This is a genomic window from Lewinellaceae bacterium (genome assembly GCA_020636135.1).
Classification (GTDB): domain Bacteria; phylum Bacteroidota; class Bacteroidia; order Chitinophagales; family Saprospiraceae; genus JAGQXC01.
This window is the reverse complement of sequence record JACJYK010000002.1, coordinates 25,835-41,572: the sequence shown is the minus strand read 5'-3', so window position 1 is coordinate 41,572 and position 15,738 is coordinate 25,835. Positions and strand designations below refer to the sequence as shown.

Here is a 15,738-nt window from a genome sequence, read left to right as displayed (position 1 = left end):
ACGTAATACCTACTGAAAAAACCCTGCAAAGGTACATGTTATCCTACAATATCAAAACTATATTTTCTTTTCCTGGATCATGCTATCGTTCCGGTTCATTTTCAAGGTAGGACTGCGCTATGGCATCAAGTTCTGCGTAAAAGGCCTCTCCGTAGACCCGGATGAGCGCCTCCTTTACAAACCGATACACCGGAACCTGCAGGGCAGCACCAAGGGCACAGGCGTCCTGACAAATATCCCAGCGATCGTATAGGAGCATCTCCATCCCGGTGAATGGGTCCTTCCGCACCCGGACTGGATACAAATGACAGGACTGAGGCTTACGAAAAGAAATTTCGCCCTGCTTCCAACAATGCTCGATGCCGCATTTGGCAATGCCATTATCATCCCTGATCAGGTAGACGCAGGCACCATCGGGCATCAGATTGGTGCCCCACTGCTGCATCCCCCGGTAATAGCGACTGCCTCCCTCTGCAGCTAGCAATGCACGGTGTCTTTCCGGGAGATAGGGAGAGACCACGGGATTGAGTTGTTCCAACAATTCCACCTCTTCTTTATTCAGTGGCGCTCCATAAGATCCTTCCCAACAGCAGGCGCCCTTGCATTTATCCAAATGACAGACGAATTGTTCCTTCAGAACATCCGGATGAATCAATTTTCCCTGGACAACCAGCACGATCTCTATTTTTATCCAAAGATGAGGATTAAGCAGGACAGACACATCGCCGTTCAGTAATTGGTTTTTCCGTTTTGGCAAAAAGGTACGCTTGGGGTGGATGTAATTCCGTTATCTTTAAGTGGATGCCTCCAGGGGTATGTTTTTTCTTCCCAAGAACCGTTTTGCAGGTTAATATTGTTTTGCTAAAAAAGTACTGTGTCCGGATCACGCCTTTTCATTGTCCTCTGCTGCCTGTTATTACTGGCGGGAAATGCGACGATGCCTTCATCGGCACCGGAGGATTGTACCAATGGCATTGATGATGATGGTGACGGCCTCATCGATCTCAACGATCCGGATTGTGTGTGCAAGATCATCAAGCCGGTATCCCTGATTCCAAATCCTTCTTTTGAGGAGAGGACCTGCTGCCCAACCAACCGGGGACAGCTGGATTGTGCCGTCACGTGGATTCAAGCTTCGGAAGCTACCACCGATTATCTGAACACCTGCGGATGGTTTGGTTGGCCCAACATTCCTGTACCACAACCCTTACCGGATGGTGAAGCCTGCATCGGATTCCGCAATGGACGGTTTCAAAACAACATCGAACCAAACTGGAAGGAATACACCGGTGCTTGTCTCCTATCTCCGTTGCGCGCCGGCACTTCCTACACCTTTCGCTTTTATATCGGCTTCTCCACATCTCAGATTTCACCGCCCACTTCCGTAGTTTTTTACGGCTCGACCGATTGTCAATATTTACCCTTTGGCTTGGGAGATCCCGGTCACGGCTGCCCGCTGAATGGTCCGGGCTGGAAAGAACTGGGGTCCGTTTACCTGAGTGGCAGCAACAACTGGGTCCGCACGCAAATTACCATCGTGCCCCGCGAGGACATTTATGCCGTTGCGATCGGGCCGGACTGTTCCCCGGTCAGTGCTTCCAATGACATTTACTATTTTTTTGATAACCTGGTCCTTGCCGACTCCAAATCCTTTGAATTCCAGATCACTTCCGATCAACATCCTTGCTCACCGGATTTCCGGTTGAATCTGCCTGCCTACGATTCCCTGGACTACCAATGGTATAAAAACGGTGTGGCCATCGTTGGCGAGACCGGAGCGCAGCTCTCCCATATGTATGGCGATGGCTCATACCAGGCACGCATCACCTCACCGGACGAATGCCGGGTGACACAGGCATATGCCTATCTCAAGCCTCATTTTGTTGCCGTGGACCGGAAACAGATTTGTATCGGCGAGCAATACCAGTTCAAAGACCGACTGCTATCAGCCTCCGGAGATTACCGGGATACTTTTTATACCCGGCAAGGTTGCGACTCCGTCGTGAGCCTGCATCTGAATGTCATTGAATATCCGGTTGATTCCAATCGGGTACGCATTTTTGATGGGGAAACCTTTGAACTGGGGCATCATCGCATCAAGGAACCAATCCAGTCACTCTTCCGGCTTACCTCATCGGAAGGATGTGACAGTCTGGTTTATCTGGATTTATCCTTATACCATGTTTATATCCCCAATGTATTTTCACCCAATGGCGACGGGCAAAATGATGTCTTCACGATATCGGGCAATGAAGATCTGGTTGAACTCGTCGATTTTAAAATTTACAACCGGTGGGGGAATATCATCTTTGATCAGCAACACATCGATCCGCAGGAGGGAATTGGAGGATGGGACGGCACCTATCGCGGCGAGCCCCTGTCCCCCGGCGTCTACACCTATCAGGTGGTCCTTCAAATGAATGATGGTCAGTTTCGTAAACGAACAGGAGCAATAAACCTGATCCGGTAGGAAGTGATTCAGGGTCACTTATTCTCTTGTGACAGTCATCACGGAATTTTAATAAAATAAACCCAATAATTAGCTGGTTTTAGCCGTCCGGACAGAAATAGAGATGGCGACAAGGACAGTCACCGAATAATTGATAAGGATCAAATCATTTATTGTGCAATATTGTAACTTTAGCCGCCCTACGATGTTAGGAAAACGAAAGCCCCTAAGACACAAGCGGTCATTCTGCTTGCATCCCCGAGGCCAGTAATATGAACACATTTAATATTCAACATAAATTGTAACAAAACACATGGACATACTGAAGCAAAGGTTTCAAGAAGTTGCAACCACAGTAGGACAGGAAGTGAAAGAATTCCTGAAATTGAATGGGGACCGGAAGATCGACGAAGTCGTAGTCAGTCAGGTCTTTGGTGGCATGCGCGGGATCAAATCAATGTTATGGGAGACCTCTCAACTGGATCCCGAGGAAGGCATCCGTTTCCGCGGATACAGCATTCCTCAACTCCGTGAATTATTACCCAAATGGAAAGGGGGCAAAGAGCCACTCCCCGAAGGGCTGTTCTGGTTGATGCTGACTGGTGATATCCCAACGCAGGAGCAAGTGGAGTGGCTGACCGCTGAGTGGCGCAGACGGGAAAAATTACCGGAGCAGACCATCAATGTTCTGGAAGCCCTCAGTCCGGACACCCACCCGATGACCCAGTTTGTCGTGGGCATCATGTCCATGCAGCCCGATTCGCTTTTTGCCGCACAATATGCAGAAGGCATGGGCAAATCCGACTACTGGTCCTACACCTATGAGGATGCAATGAATCTTATCGCCCGCCTGCCGCTGCTTGCAGCCTACATTTACCGGCGTTCATTTGGACAGGGAAAACACATCCCTGCCGACCCTAATCTGGACTGGTCCGGGAATTATGCCCATATGCTCGGCTACGATCAGCCCGACTTCAAGAGTTACATGCGGCTCTATCTGACCATTCATGCCGACCACGAAGGAGGCAATGCATCTGCACATACCGTTCACCTGGTCGGATCGACTCTGAGCGACCCTTACCTCAGCTTTGCTGGCGGGATGAATGCGCTGGCCGGCCCGCTGCATGGACTGGCTAATCAGGAGGTGATCAAATGGATCTTTGGCATGATCGATGAGATCGGAACCATGGAACCTACCGAGGCCCAGATCGCAGCATATATCCACGAAACCCTGGAATCCGGCAAAGTGATCCCGGGTTACGGTCATGCCGTACTGCGTCAGCCGGATCCGCGATTCGTAGCACAGAAAGTTTTTGCAGAAGAATACCTGCATGATTCTGCCATCGTCAAAATTGTCTGGCAATTATTCGACATCGTTCCCGGCATCCTGCAGGAGCTGGGTAAAGTGAAAAATCCATGGCCGAATGTGGATGCCCATTCCGGAGCCATCCTGGTTCAATACGGCCTGAAGGATTACAATTATTATACGGTGATGTTCGGTGTTTCCCGTGCACTGGGAGTGCTTGCCTCACAATGTTGGTCACGCGCACTTAGTCTGCCTTTGGAAAGACCAAAATCATTATCTTTCGCGTCGATTAAAAAAATGATTCAATAAAATCAGGGTAAATAATGAATACGCCAGAGAATCTGAAATACACGAAAGAACACGAATGGATCCGCGTTGAAGGAAATACAGCCTACATTGGTATCACCGATTTTGCACAAGGTGAACTGGGTGAGTTGGTGTATGTAGAAGTAGAAACGGTGGGTGAAACCATTGAACAGGATGAGGTATTCGGCACGGTGGAAGCCGTTAAGACGACTTCTGACCTTTTTATGCCGGTCAGCGGCAAGATCGTGGCCTTCAACCCTGCACTGGATGAAAACGAAGGAGATAATCCGGGACTCATCAATGAGGACCCCTACGGAGAGGGTTGGATCATCAAAATCGAAATGACCGATTCTTCGCAGCTGGGAACGCTGCTGGATGCTGCTGCTTATCAGGAGCTGATTGCTTAAAATTTTCCGGGACACACACCAAAAACATTACCGGTTTGCATCTATCATCCAAAGGGTACAAATGGTTGACCTGGATTTGGATCGTATTCATTACGGTGCTTTCCCTTTTACCAGGCTCCATGACTCCGGGCATGGGTATTCCATTTGCAGATAAGCTGGGACATTTTGGTTTTTACAGCATTTTTTCCCTGCTTGCCCTGCATGGGTACCGGGATAAAATTCCGGTAGTGCTTATCTTGACAGGCATCATTGCCTACAGCATTTGCATCGAAGGTTTGCAACGCTGGTTATCTGTAGGAAGGCATTTTGAGTTTCTGGATATTCTTGCTAATATTATTGGCTCATTTGCAGGATATTTTGTTTTTTTGATTTTAAACCATAAAAAACGGAGTTAAACATGGGAGATTTTTCAATTACGGGTAATATACTACTGGTAGCCGTTATCGGCATCATGGTAGTTATTCTTGCCCTCATCTTCCTTTTCCGTATCAATCTCGCACGCAAGTCAGAAAGTGGCTTTGCAGAAAAGTATGCTGGCAAGAAGTGGGCTTCACCACTGATGGCCCGGGCGAAATACCCCGATGTGAACATTTTTAAGTGGTCACCTACTTTCTTGTGGGCCGGGATTGTAACCTCCTTGTTACTGACGTTGCTTGCGTTTAACTGGACCAGATTTGAAGACAAGATCAAATACGATCTCTCCGATCTGGACATTGAGGAGGAGTTGGAAGTGCAGCCGCCGCAAACGGCTGAACCGCCACCGCCGCCGCCACCGCCACCGCCGCCAGTAATCGAAGAGGTTCCGGAAGAAGTAATAGAAGAAGATGAGTCGGTTACTTTCGAGGACCAGTCCATCGATGAAGAGACGGTGATCGAGGAGAAACCACCAGAAATTAAAGAAGAAGCACCGCCACCGCCACCGCCGCCGCCACCACCACCAAAACCAAAGGTGGAGGAGATCTTCAAAGTGGTAGAAGAAAATCCACGTTTCCCCGGTTGTGAAGACGTTGCCGGAGGGAAAGAAGAAAAGGAAAAGTGTGCGAAAGAGAAATTGCTTGAATTCATCTATAAGAACATCAAGTATCCGGCGATCGCCCGTGAAAACGGAATCCAGGGTATGTGCGTCGTACGTTTCGTCGTTGAGAAAAACGGAACGATCACCGACGTCGAACTGGTCCGCGATATCGGAGCCGGATGTGGTGAGGAAGCAGTCCGCGTGGTAGGCCTTATGAATGAAATGGGTGAACGTTGGTCACCCGGTAAACAAAGAGGCCAGCCTGTACGGGTACAGTATAACTTGCCAGTTCGTTTCAAACTCGAGAATTGATTTTCTCCAGAAGTCGATAAATACTAAAAGGGCAGCCGCAATCCGGTTGCCCTTTTTTATTGTTCCGGCTCCGGAAGCATTTACAACTTTTCCCGGTGACCTTTCGTTGTACTGAATATCTTCCTTTATCTTGATCGCTAGCAAAGTATATCCTATGAAGCGTTATTTTCCATTACTGCTCCTGATGTTACTCGCGCCGGTGGCCTGGAGCCAGCAAAACAGCAATAACGCCAACAATGCCAACAACGCCAATGTCCGTCTGGCCAATCAATACTACATCAATGGCGAATACGAAAAGGCCTCCATCCTGTACGATAAACTGTATACACAAAACAACCGGCAGGAATATTACCTCTCCAAATACGTGGACTGTCTTCTGGCTCTGGAAGAATACGACAAGGCGGAGGAGTCCATCCAGTCTCATCTGGCCAGGTACCCGGAATCCTCTACCCTGTATGTGACCTACGGTAAACTGCTCGAACGGCAGGGACGACAGAATGAAGCAGAAACCCAGTACCAGCAGGCGATCGAACACCTCCCCGCCGACCGGTTTCAGGTCATCCAGCTCGCCAATTTATTTATGGCCCAGGCCAACTACGACCTGGCTGAGAAGACCTATGAAAAAGGCCTGAAGATCCTGAAAGACAAAGCTGACTTTTCCTACTACATGGCCGAGATGTACCGCAGGAAAGGCGATCAGCCCAAGATGATCCATTATTATCTGGAAAGCCTGGACGAAGTACCGGCCCGGCTTCAGCAAACGAAATCACTCTTTCAGCGCTTCCTTTATGATGACGACCTGGCAGAATTACAACGCCAGCTTTATGAGCGCCTGCAATCCAATCCGGATGCCCTCCAGTACAACGACCTGCTGAGCTGGGTATTTGTCCAGCAAAAAGCTTACGACCGCGCTTTGCGGCAGGAAATGGCTCTTGACCGACGGCTGGGTGAAAATGGCATGCGCGTTTTTAATCTCGGTGAAATTGCCTTGAATGCCCACGATTTTCCAACCGCGATCAATGCCTATAAGTATATCCTCACTGATAAAGGCCCTACCTGTCCGTTTTACATGGAATCCAAACGAAAATCCCTGATCGCAAAACGTGAGGAGCTGGCTGAAGGAGGAACCTTCAATCCCGAAGAACTGAAAGAACTGGAGACAGACTTCGAAACATTTATTCAGGAGGTCGGCACCAATGCCCAGACAGCGCTTATCGTAATGGACCTTGCCAAACTGGAAGCATTCTACCTGAAAGATCTTAAAAAAGCGGTTGCCATCCTGGAAGACCTCAAGTCAACACCCGGGATCAATGACTTTTTGCTTGCTCAGATCAAACTGCAATTAGCCGATTATTATTTAATGGACGGAAACATCTGGGATGCTACCCTGCTGTACTCCCAGGTAGATAAAGCCTATAAAGAAGAAGAGATCGGTGAAGAGGCACGATACAAAAATGCCCGCTTGTCTTACTTTGCCGGTGACTTCGAATGGGCACAGAAACAATTTGATATCCTCAAGGCCTCAACTTCCAAATTGATTGCCAATGATGCCCTGGATCTCTCCATCTTCATTATGGACAACCTGGGTCTGGATACCACCGCCCGTCCACTGAAAATGTATGCCGATGCAGAACTCCTGGCATTTCAAAACCGCGATCAGGAGGCCCAGGCAAAACTGGATTCCATCCAGCAGCAATATCCAGACCACGGACTGGATGATGATGTCCTCTACCTCAAGGCCGGCCTCGCCGAAAAGGACCGTAATTATCAACTGGCGGCCAACCTGTACGAAGAAATTGTCACCCAGCATGCCGATGAGATCCGGGCTGACAACGCCCTCTTCAAGCTGGCTTCTCTCTACGAATACCAATTGGTTGATCTGGAAAAGGCAAAATCTCTGTATGAGAAATTATTTATCGAGTTTTCAAACAGTACCTTTGCGGTTGACGCACGTAAGCGTTACCGGATCTTGCGCGGTGACCAGGTGCAATAATTGAAGCCTAAGCCAAATTGCCATGAATTACCAACTGAATGAAGAGCAACTTGCTGTCCAGGAAGCTGCCCGGGAGTTCGCACAAAAAGAGTTGTTGCCGGGGGTGATCGATCGTGACCGCGAGATGCGCTATCCCACCAATGAAGTTGCCAAAATGGCTGAACTTGGTTTTCTGGGCATGATGGTATCCCCGGAATACGGAGGCGGCGGCATGGACACCTTGTCTTATGTCCTCGCCATGGAAGAGATTTCCAAAGTCGACAGCAGCTGTTCAGTTATCATGTCGGTTAATAATTCACTGGTCTGCCACGGTATCGAGAAAAATTGTACCGAAGCACAGAAAAAAAAGTATCTGCCCCGCCTGGCATCCGGAGAATGGATCGGATCATTTTGTCTTTCTGAGCCGGGATCCGGAAGTGATGCGACCCGGCAAGCCACCCAGGCTCTGCGCGACGGTGATCATTACCTGCTGAATGGCACCAAAAACTGGATCACCAACGGAGGGACCTCGAAACTTCACATCGTCATAGCCCAGTCCGATCCCGACAAAGGGCATCATGGCATCAATGCCTTTCTCGTCGAAACATCCTGGCCCGGTGTAACGGTCGGTGCCAAAGAAGATAAATTAGGTATCCGGGCGTCTGACACACATACGATCATGTATTCGGATGTACGGGTGCCGGTCCAGAACCGGATCGGAGAGGACGGGTCAGGGTTCGCATTTGCCATGAAGATTCTGGATGGAGGCCGTATTGGCATAGCGTCCCAGGCACTGGGGATCGCCGCCGGCGCTTACGAACTGGCGCTCAAGTATGCCCAGGAACGTGAGGCCTTCGGTAAACCCATAGCCCATCACCAGGCTATCGCATTTAAATTAGCCAATATGGCCACGGAAATAGATGCAGCACGACTTCTCGTTTACCGGGCAGCCCAGCTGAAAGATAAAGGCCAGGATTACAGCATGGCGGCCAGTATGGCCAAGTTATTTGCCAGTGATGTGGCCATGCGACATACAGTAGAAGCTGTGCAGATCCACGGAGGATATGGTTATGTAAAAGAATACCATGTCGAACGGCTAATGCGTGACGCCAAGATCACCCAGATCTATGAAGGCACATCGGAGATCCAGCGGCTGGTCATCGCCAGGCATCTGTTAAAGGGTCAGTTGTATCCGCCGGTATTTTTTTAAATTGTACAGATCACCGCTCATCGCATAAAAAGAACACATCGTGTATTCCCGGAGTCTTTCATTCGCCATCCGTCTGTACCACAATAAACGACATACATTGTGAAGGGTACGGTGAAGCTTTTTCAGTTCGCCGGCATCCCGGTTTTGATGCATTGGTCTTTCGGACTGATCCTGGTCCTGGTCCTGCTTGAAGCCCGGCGTAATGACCTTACTACCTCAGGCACACTTTGGCTATTACTCCTGTTCCTCATCCTTTTCTCCTGTGTGGTGCTGCACGAATTCGGTCACGCACTTACGGCCCGCCGGTACCACATCGACACCCGGGATATCATCCTGTCGCCCATCGGGGGAATCGCCAGGCTGGAGCGAATACCGGATAAAGCCTGGCAGGAGCGCTGGATAGCCCTGGCCGGGCCGGCTGTCAATGTGGTGATTGCCGCACTGCTCTACCTGGTATTACAGCTTTTGCATCTGCCGACTCTGATGCAAACCGATTCCGATACCATGGTGCTCAACCGCTACAGCATACTGCCATATGTCATGACCATGAATATTTTCCTGGCCATATTCAATTTGTTACCGGCATTCCCGATGGATGGCGGCAGGGTCCTGCGTTCCTTGCTGGCCTTGTTCATGCGTCGCTGGAAAGCGACATTTGTGGCTTCCTGGATTGGCAGACTCTTCGCGTTAACTTTTGTGGGGGTCGGGCTGTACTGGGGTGAGTGGGTGCTGGTCTTTATCGGAGTGTTCATATTTATCAATGCCGGATTGGAGTATCGTTCTACCCGTATCGAAGAAATGCTTCGCGGGCAGACCATCGGAGACAGGATGGTACCGGAAGTAGTCACCATTGATCACGATGCCACTTATGGTTCGATAACATCATTGGTGGATCAGCATCCGGTATTGTATATCAAAGACCGTCTGGGAACGATCACCCACTACCTGATATCCGATAGTCTACATGGGAAAGACCTGGCGGAAAACACTCCTGTTGAAGCGCTAGCAATACCCGTGAGTCAATTACTTAACCCGGCATTGCACCTGGAGGCCGCATACCAGGTCATGCAACGTTATCGTTTACCGGCTTTACCGGTGGCAGAAGAAGGACAGATCACCGGAAGTTTATTGTGGAAAGATATGGAGCTCATGATGCGGAAAGCATCCCTGTTACGGTGGAGAGCATAAAAAAACCCTGTATTCAGGAAGTAAATCCAAAATACAGGGTAAGTATGTTCAGACCGGAAAAGTCTTAGGATTGCTTCTCCTGGGTCTTTTCTTCGATCTTTTTGGCATCTGCTTCGCGCATTCCCTCACGAATCTCATTTTCGATCGTACTACGGGCATTGTTGAACTCGCGTATACCTTTGCCTAAACCTTTCATGAGTTCAGGAATTTTCTTGCCGCCGAAGAGCAGTAGTACAACGAATACCACAACGACAAGTTCCCAACCACCGGGCAGGAATGCAAAAACACTAAGAGTTATCATGATTTAACTGTTTGACTAACAAATGTAAGATAATTAATAGCTTCTGTAAAGACGCGATATTGGAAAAAGGTCAACGTTCTAAGGTAAAATTATTTTTTCAAACCAATTTCCCGCAATCGTTCGTCCAGATATTCACCGGCCGTAATGGGTTCATAGGCCAGTGGATGTTCTTTGTTCACACACTGTTCCAGACAGGTCAGATCCATGCTGCTGCGAGGATGCAGGAAGAATGGGATCGACAGCCGGGGCTGGTGCCACTGTTCCCGGGGCGGATTGACGACCCGGTGGGTGGTGGACCTGAGCACATTATTGGTCATTCGCTGGAGCATATCCCCGACATTCACGACGATCTCGTTTTCCTCCGGCACGATAGCCAACCATTCACCCTGTTTGTTCAGGAGCTCCAATCCACCGGCCGATGCTCCGACCAATAAAGTGATCAGGTTAATATCTTCATGTTGTTCAGCGCGGATCGCGGTTTTGGGTTCTTCCGTGATTGGCGGATAATGGATGGCCCTAAGGATGCTGTTGCCATTTTTGATCTTATCTCTGAAGTAATCGACGCCAAGATCCAGGTATTCCGCAATAGCCTGTAAAAGCCATGCACCGGACGTTTCAAATGCACGGTACAACTGATCTCCGGTAGCGGTGAACACCGGTGTCTCCCTGACGTATACATTGTCCGGGTATTCATTTTTAATCGGATCACCATCAACAACGACCTGACCGATCTGGTAAAACTCTTTCAGGTCAGCTACCTGGGATTGCTTGGCATGTTCCTTTCCGAATGAGGTGTATCCCCGCTGACCAGCCAGCCCGGGAACCTCATATTGGCGCTTGGTAGCTACCGGTAATGCAAAGAAGCGCTTGGCTTCGCTATAAAATGTATCCACCAGTTCGGCTGGCACGCCGTGATTGACAATACCTACAAAGCCAACCTGGGAAAACGCGTCACCCAGTTTGTTAATGAAAGCATTCCGGTCAGCAGCGTTTCCTTTCTTATACTGGTCCAGATCGACCAGAGGTATCGTACGGCTCATTGATTCTAGATTTAACAATAAATGTAATTATCCCTTTTTATTCCACCAATTGTCCATAACTGGGTCATTGCCGGATAGGTTTGTACCTGGATTCATTTAAAAGCTTTCGCGCATCGTTCTCTGCCAGTAATTGGGTCAAATTGACTTCCGGGTGCTGCCTCATATACGATTGAATGATCCGGTAACCAATATAGTTCCCGGTCTGACCCGGAGACGCCTCTGGCATACCTGCCGAGGTAGGCCCGGGAAACACATATTTGTTGAATTTTCGCATCTCATTGGAATAGAGGAGATTCTGATCGATGAAGAAAGACCAGATCTCCAGCTCATTGGCAAGACACCATTCTGTCTGTGGTCCCGTGAACTCAAATAAGATGCTATCCGGAATAGCCGGCATAAGTTTATGCAGCAGATACAGCTTTTTACCGTTGTGGATGACGTAGTCGAGCATCTGACCCTGGGCAGGAACTGCACCTACCCAGTCGTCGATCCAGGATTCCATGGTCTTGCGGACCAGGTGGGCCCGGGTAAAGGTCCGAGCCAGATATTCGGAAAAAATGGGGTTGGAAGGATCCAGCGCCTTGTAATCGACCTCCGGATAGAGGAAGAAGTCCAGGCCTATCCCCAGGGCATCCTTGCCCTGTTCATCGGAAAATAGAAAATTGGCAATGGTGTACTCTGACATACACGTATAGAGATCCGGAGTATTTTTTTCCGGGAAATAGTACCTGGCGTACTGGAATGCCTGATGAAATTCCTGTTCCACCGTTGACAAATCTGCATACGCACTGTCCACAATATGTATGAGATGGCGTATACCGCTGTCCTGCCGCATTTCCAGCAGGGTTTGCACGGTCTCTTCATCACTGGCTTTATCCAGGCCTAATATCCGTCTCAGGTAGATCGTGGTAAAGACCGGATGTTTGACATTCCAGGCCTGAAGGGTGTCCCGGATCGCCGAAGTATCCGAATCAAACAGGCTCTGATCAAGGCGGTAGGTATGGTAGTCGACTTCAATCCGGGAGACATCCGGAATGGATTCTTCAATGGACTGGTGACATTGCCAGAACATAATAGATATCAGTATTATCGATACCGATTTGAACAAATATCGCATCTTGTAACGTTTTATGTATGAACCTGAAGTCAGGTTGCGCAATATTAATATCAAATAATGTGCATTTATTATGCGAACCAAAGGATACCTCGTTGTTTTTTTTCTGTTGCCTGCCCTTATTGCATCTGCCCAGATGCAGGATTTTCGGATGGGCATCCAAATGAGTCCTAACTTTTCCTGGCTATCTTCATCAGACCGGCTGATCAGCCCTAATGGTGCCAATTTAGGCATTCAGCTGGGCCTGCAGAGCGAAATGTATTTTACCGATCAGATCGGTATTGGCATCGGTGCCGCCATTTCATTCAACCAGGGTGGGAGACTGTACCATGAGATCGGGGGAAACCTGCTTCCCAATTCCGAATTGACCAATAAAGCCTACAATACGGGTGTCAAGCCCCTTCCCGACGGTACCAACATCCGGTACAAACTACAAGCCATTCACCTGCCTGTAGGCCTGAAACTACGGACGGCTGAATATGGTTATCTACGCTATTTCCTGGAAGCACCTATCATCGACCCGATGATCATCTCCAAATCGCATGGGTCCATTTCCGGCGTAAATGTAGACCTGGAAGGAGAGAACATCCGCAAAGATGTCACCAAACTGCAGCCCAGCATTGGTATCGGTTTGGGTGCCGAATACAGCATCAGCGTGCACAACGCCCTGATCTTTGGCTTGTATTTTCATAAATCCATCCTGGACCTGACTAAAAACGGCAGAAAAGCCATCCTCGTCAGTGACAACGGTACTGCTTCAACTGCAGATGATGTGTACCGCCAGGAGACGGAAGATGCAAAGATCCGCATGAACCGGTTGCAATTCCGGCTGGGGATCCTGTTCTAATCTCCTTAACTATTGTGCCCGGAGGCTGGCTTCATTCATAGAAATGACCCATCTTTGCAGCGAATTTCCAAAAACAGACGTGATATGGAGGGCATTTCGTCCGAATGGATCAACGGGTTTATTGATGCCGCACTGAAAGAAGATGTAGGTTCAGGTGATCACACTTCCCTGGCCTGCATTGGTAAAAACGCCAGAGCAAAAGCTTCATTGCTGGTGAAAGATGTAGGAGTGCTGGCTGGTGTGGATCTCGCCGCCAGGATCATGGATCGCGTGGATCCTGATCACACCTTTACGAAACTGCTTGAAGATGGTACGGATGTAACTATCGGAAACATAGCTTTCACCATTGAAGCTAAAGCCCAATCCTTACTGAAAGCAGAACGGCTCATCCTGAATACTATGCAACGGATGTCCGGCATCGCTACCATGTCCGAACGATTCGCGGCGGAGGTAGAAGGCTTACCTGTCATCATCCTGGATACCCGGAAGACAACTCCATTATTACGTCCCCTGGAAAAATGGGCGGTTCGTATCGGCGGTTGCTCCAACTACCGAGATGGCCTTTACGATTGGATCATGATCAAGGACAACCACATCACAGCCTGCGGGTCCATTTCTTCAGCCATTGATCGTGTACATGCTTACCTTAAAGAACATCAGCTGGAGCTGGGGATTACGGTTGAGGTGAAAAACTTACTGGAGTTGTATGAAGTCCTGCAGCATGGCGGTGTTACACGCATAATGCTGGATAATTTTGAATTGCCTATCCTGAGGGAAGCAGTGGCCATTGTGGACCACCGATACGAAACCGAAGCATCGGGTGGCGTAAACCTGCATACCGTGCGCAAGATCGCTGAGACCGGCGTGGATTATGTGTCCGTCGGTGCTTTGACCCATTCTGCCGGTGTACTGGACTTAAGTCTGAAGATTCTGGAATAAGCGGGTTGTCTGGCGGTTATCCTCTCACCACCACCAGAGCCAGGCAGAAGAACAGAACGATAAGCAACAAGATCCGGACATCTATCTGAATCTTCCTGCTTTCATTCAATCGATCTGGTATCTGTTCCAATCCTGACATGCTTAGAAAGCATACAAAAAAGGTGCCAGGCAGATTGTCCTGGTAAAAAAAATGAACCTGAAAGGGCTTTTCACTGAGATAGTATGTAATAAAGGCCAGAATTCTGCTAAAAGCGTGATTTGATCTCCTTTAAGATCCGGTACACAGTTAATGGGCCCTGATAAATAAACCCGGTATAGATCTGGATCAGATCACAGCCGCTGTTCAGCCGTTCCTGAGCATCCCGGCCAGTCTCAATACCTCCCACTCCAATGACCGTTAAGCTCCCGGCAGCCTGGTGTACTATCCTGGCGGCAACCTCCTGAGCCCGTTTCTTTACCGGGGACCCGCTGAGACCTCCAGCTCCCAATGCCGCTACCTGATCCGCAGGCGTTTTCAAACCTTCCCGGCTGACGGTGGTATTCGTGGCAATGATCCCGGCCAGCCCGCATTCCTGAACGATCCGGACAACATCTTCCAGTTGTTCATCACCCATATCCGGGGCAATTTTCAACAGGACCGGCTTGGGATTAGGTTTGGATGCATTGGCAGCCTGTAACTGACTAAGCAGGCTAAACAGCGGTTCGCGGTCCTGCAGTTCCCGCAAGCCCGGGGTATTGGGAGAGCTTACATTGACTACAAAATAATGAACGTAAGGATACAGTTTTTCAAAACAGGACAGATAATCCTGTGCAGCCCCGGCATTGGGTGTGTCCTTATTTTTTCCAATGTTTCCTCCGATGATCAGGGGACCGTGATACTGTCTGAGCCGCTCCACCATGGCATCTACACCGGAATTATTAAATCCCATCCGGTTGACCAGGGCATGATCTTTGGGAAGACGGAAAAGTCGCGGCCGTTCATTACCAGGTTGAGGCCTTGGTGTCACCGTTCCTACCTCCACATAACCAAATCCAAGGTAATACAGCAGATCCAGATAGCGGGCGTCCTTGTCGAATCCGGCCGCCAGCCCTACCGGATTTGGAAAATCAATGCCCATGACAGTCACGGGCAATGCACATTGTTCCCGTCGACTTTTAAGCAAGGCTTTGACCCCGGGAATATACAGGAACCATTTAAGGAGACGCATGGCCATGGTATGGGCCCGCTCCGCCGGAAAACAGAAAAAAATAGGCTTGATCAGTTGTTGATACATATAAATCGCATTACCAATCGAAGCGCTAAAATAACGGATATCGGATAGGATCTGAAAA

15 protein-coding genes are annotated in these 15,738 nt (G+C 49.1%); 10 read left to right on the top strand and 5 right to left on the bottom strand.

What is annotated here, in order from left to right; genetic code table 11:
• Positions 1 to 82: 82 nt before the first annotated feature.
• The gene (locus H6570_15295; GenBank protein ID MCB9320647.1) at positions 83 to 676 is read right to left on the bottom strand and encodes a DUF3109 family protein; all 594 of its coding nucleotides are present in this window, start codon (positions 674 to 676) and stop codon (positions 83 to 85) included.
• A gap of 261 nt (positions 677 to 937) precedes the next feature.
• On the opposite strand from H6570_15295, the gene H6570_15290 reads away from it, so the two are divergent.
• From H6570_15290 to H6570_15255, 8 genes are all read left to right on the top strand, one after another.
• The gene (locus tag H6570_15290) at positions 938 to 2,470 is read left to right on the top strand and encodes a gliding motility-associated C-terminal domain-containing protein (GenBank protein MCB9320646.1); all 1,533 of its coding nucleotides are present in this window, start codon (positions 938 to 940) and stop codon (positions 2,468 to 2,470) included.
• Between the two features lie 292 nt (positions 2,471 to 2,762).
• Positions 2,763 to 4,064: a citrate (Si)-synthase gene (locus tag H6570_15285; GenBank protein MCB9320645.1), complete on the top strand. Its 1,302-nt coding sequence runs from the start codon at positions 2,763 to 2,765 to the stop codon at positions 4,062 to 4,064.
• Positions 4,065 to 4,078: 14 nt separating this feature from the next.
• Entirely contained in the window at positions 4,079 to 4,468 is a 390-nt protein-coding gene (gene gcvH, locus H6570_15280) for a glycine cleavage system protein GcvH (GenBank protein ID MCB9320644.1), read from the top strand.
• Between the two features lie 35 nt (positions 4,469 to 4,503).
• The gene (locus H6570_15275; protein MCB9320643.1) at positions 4,504 to 4,863 is read left to right on the top strand and encodes a VanZ family protein; all 360 of its coding nucleotides are present in this window, start codon (positions 4,504 to 4,506) and stop codon (positions 4,861 to 4,863) included.
• Positions 4,864 to 4,865: 2 nt separating this feature from the next.
• Entirely contained in the window at positions 4,866 to 5,795 is a 930-nt protein-coding gene (locus H6570_15270) for an energy transducer TonB (GenBank protein MCB9320642.1), read from the top strand.
• A gap of 154 nt (positions 5,796 to 5,949) precedes the next feature.
• The gene (locus tag H6570_15265; GenBank protein MCB9320641.1) at positions 5,950 to 7,788 is read left to right on the top strand and encodes a tetratricopeptide repeat protein; all 1,839 of its coding nucleotides are present in this window, start codon (positions 5,950 to 5,952) and stop codon (positions 7,786 to 7,788) included.
• A gap of 22 nt (positions 7,789 to 7,810) precedes the next feature.
• Positions 7,811 to 8,977: an acyl-CoA dehydrogenase gene (locus tag H6570_15260; protein ID MCB9320640.1), complete on the top strand. Its 1,167-nt coding sequence runs from the start codon at positions 7,811 to 7,813 to the stop codon at positions 8,975 to 8,977.
• 99 nt (positions 8,978 to 9,076) lie between these two features.
• Positions 9,077 to 10,165, top strand: coding sequence for a site-2 protease family protein (locus H6570_15255; protein ID MCB9320639.1), 1,089 nt, complete (start codon positions 9,077 to 9,079; stop codon positions 10,163 to 10,165).
• A 64-nt stretch (positions 10,166 to 10,229) separates the two neighbouring features.
• Here the strand turns inward: H6570_15255 and H6570_15250 are convergent, their stop codons facing one another.
• The 3 genes from H6570_15250 to H6570_15240 form a co-directional block, all read right to left on the bottom strand.
• Positions 10,230 to 10,466, bottom strand: a complete 237-nt coding sequence (locus tag H6570_15250; GenBank protein ID MCB9320638.1) for a twin-arginine translocase TatA/TatE family subunit — start codon at positions 10,464 to 10,466, stop codon at positions 10,230 to 10,232.
• A gap of 89 nt (positions 10,467 to 10,555) precedes the next feature.
• Positions 10,556 to 11,506 (bottom strand): isopenicillin N synthase family oxygenase, encoded by a 951-nt coding sequence (locus tag H6570_15245; protein MCB9320637.1) that lies wholly within the window; start codon positions 11,504 to 11,506, stop codon positions 10,556 to 10,558.
• Between the two features lie 64 nt (positions 11,507 to 11,570).
• Positions 11,571 to 12,623 (bottom strand): hypothetical protein, encoded by a 1,053-nt coding sequence (locus H6570_15240; GenBank protein ID MCB9320636.1) that lies wholly within the window; start codon positions 12,621 to 12,623, stop codon positions 11,571 to 11,573.
• 70 nt (positions 12,624 to 12,693) lie between these two features.
• Between H6570_15240 and H6570_15235 the strand changes: the two genes are divergently transcribed.
• Positions 12,694 to 13,467, top strand: coding sequence for an outer membrane beta-barrel protein (locus tag H6570_15235; protein MCB9320635.1), 774 nt, complete (start codon positions 12,694 to 12,696; stop codon positions 13,465 to 13,467).
• An 84-nt stretch (positions 13,468 to 13,551) separates the two neighbouring features.
• Positions 13,552 to 14,406 (top strand): carboxylating nicotinate-nucleotide diphosphorylase, encoded by an 855-nt coding sequence (gene nadC, locus H6570_15230; GenBank protein ID MCB9320634.1) that lies wholly within the window; start codon positions 13,552 to 13,554, stop codon positions 14,404 to 14,406.
• A gap of 245 nt (positions 14,407 to 14,651) precedes the next feature.
• Here the strand turns inward: nadC and H6570_15225 are convergent, their stop codons facing one another.
• A complete protein-coding gene (locus H6570_15225) occupies positions 14,652 to 15,680 on the bottom strand; it encodes a quinone-dependent dihydroorotate dehydrogenase (GenBank protein MCB9320633.1) in 1,029 nt (342 codons plus the stop codon).
• Positions 15,681 to 15,738: the final 58 nt, after the last annotated feature.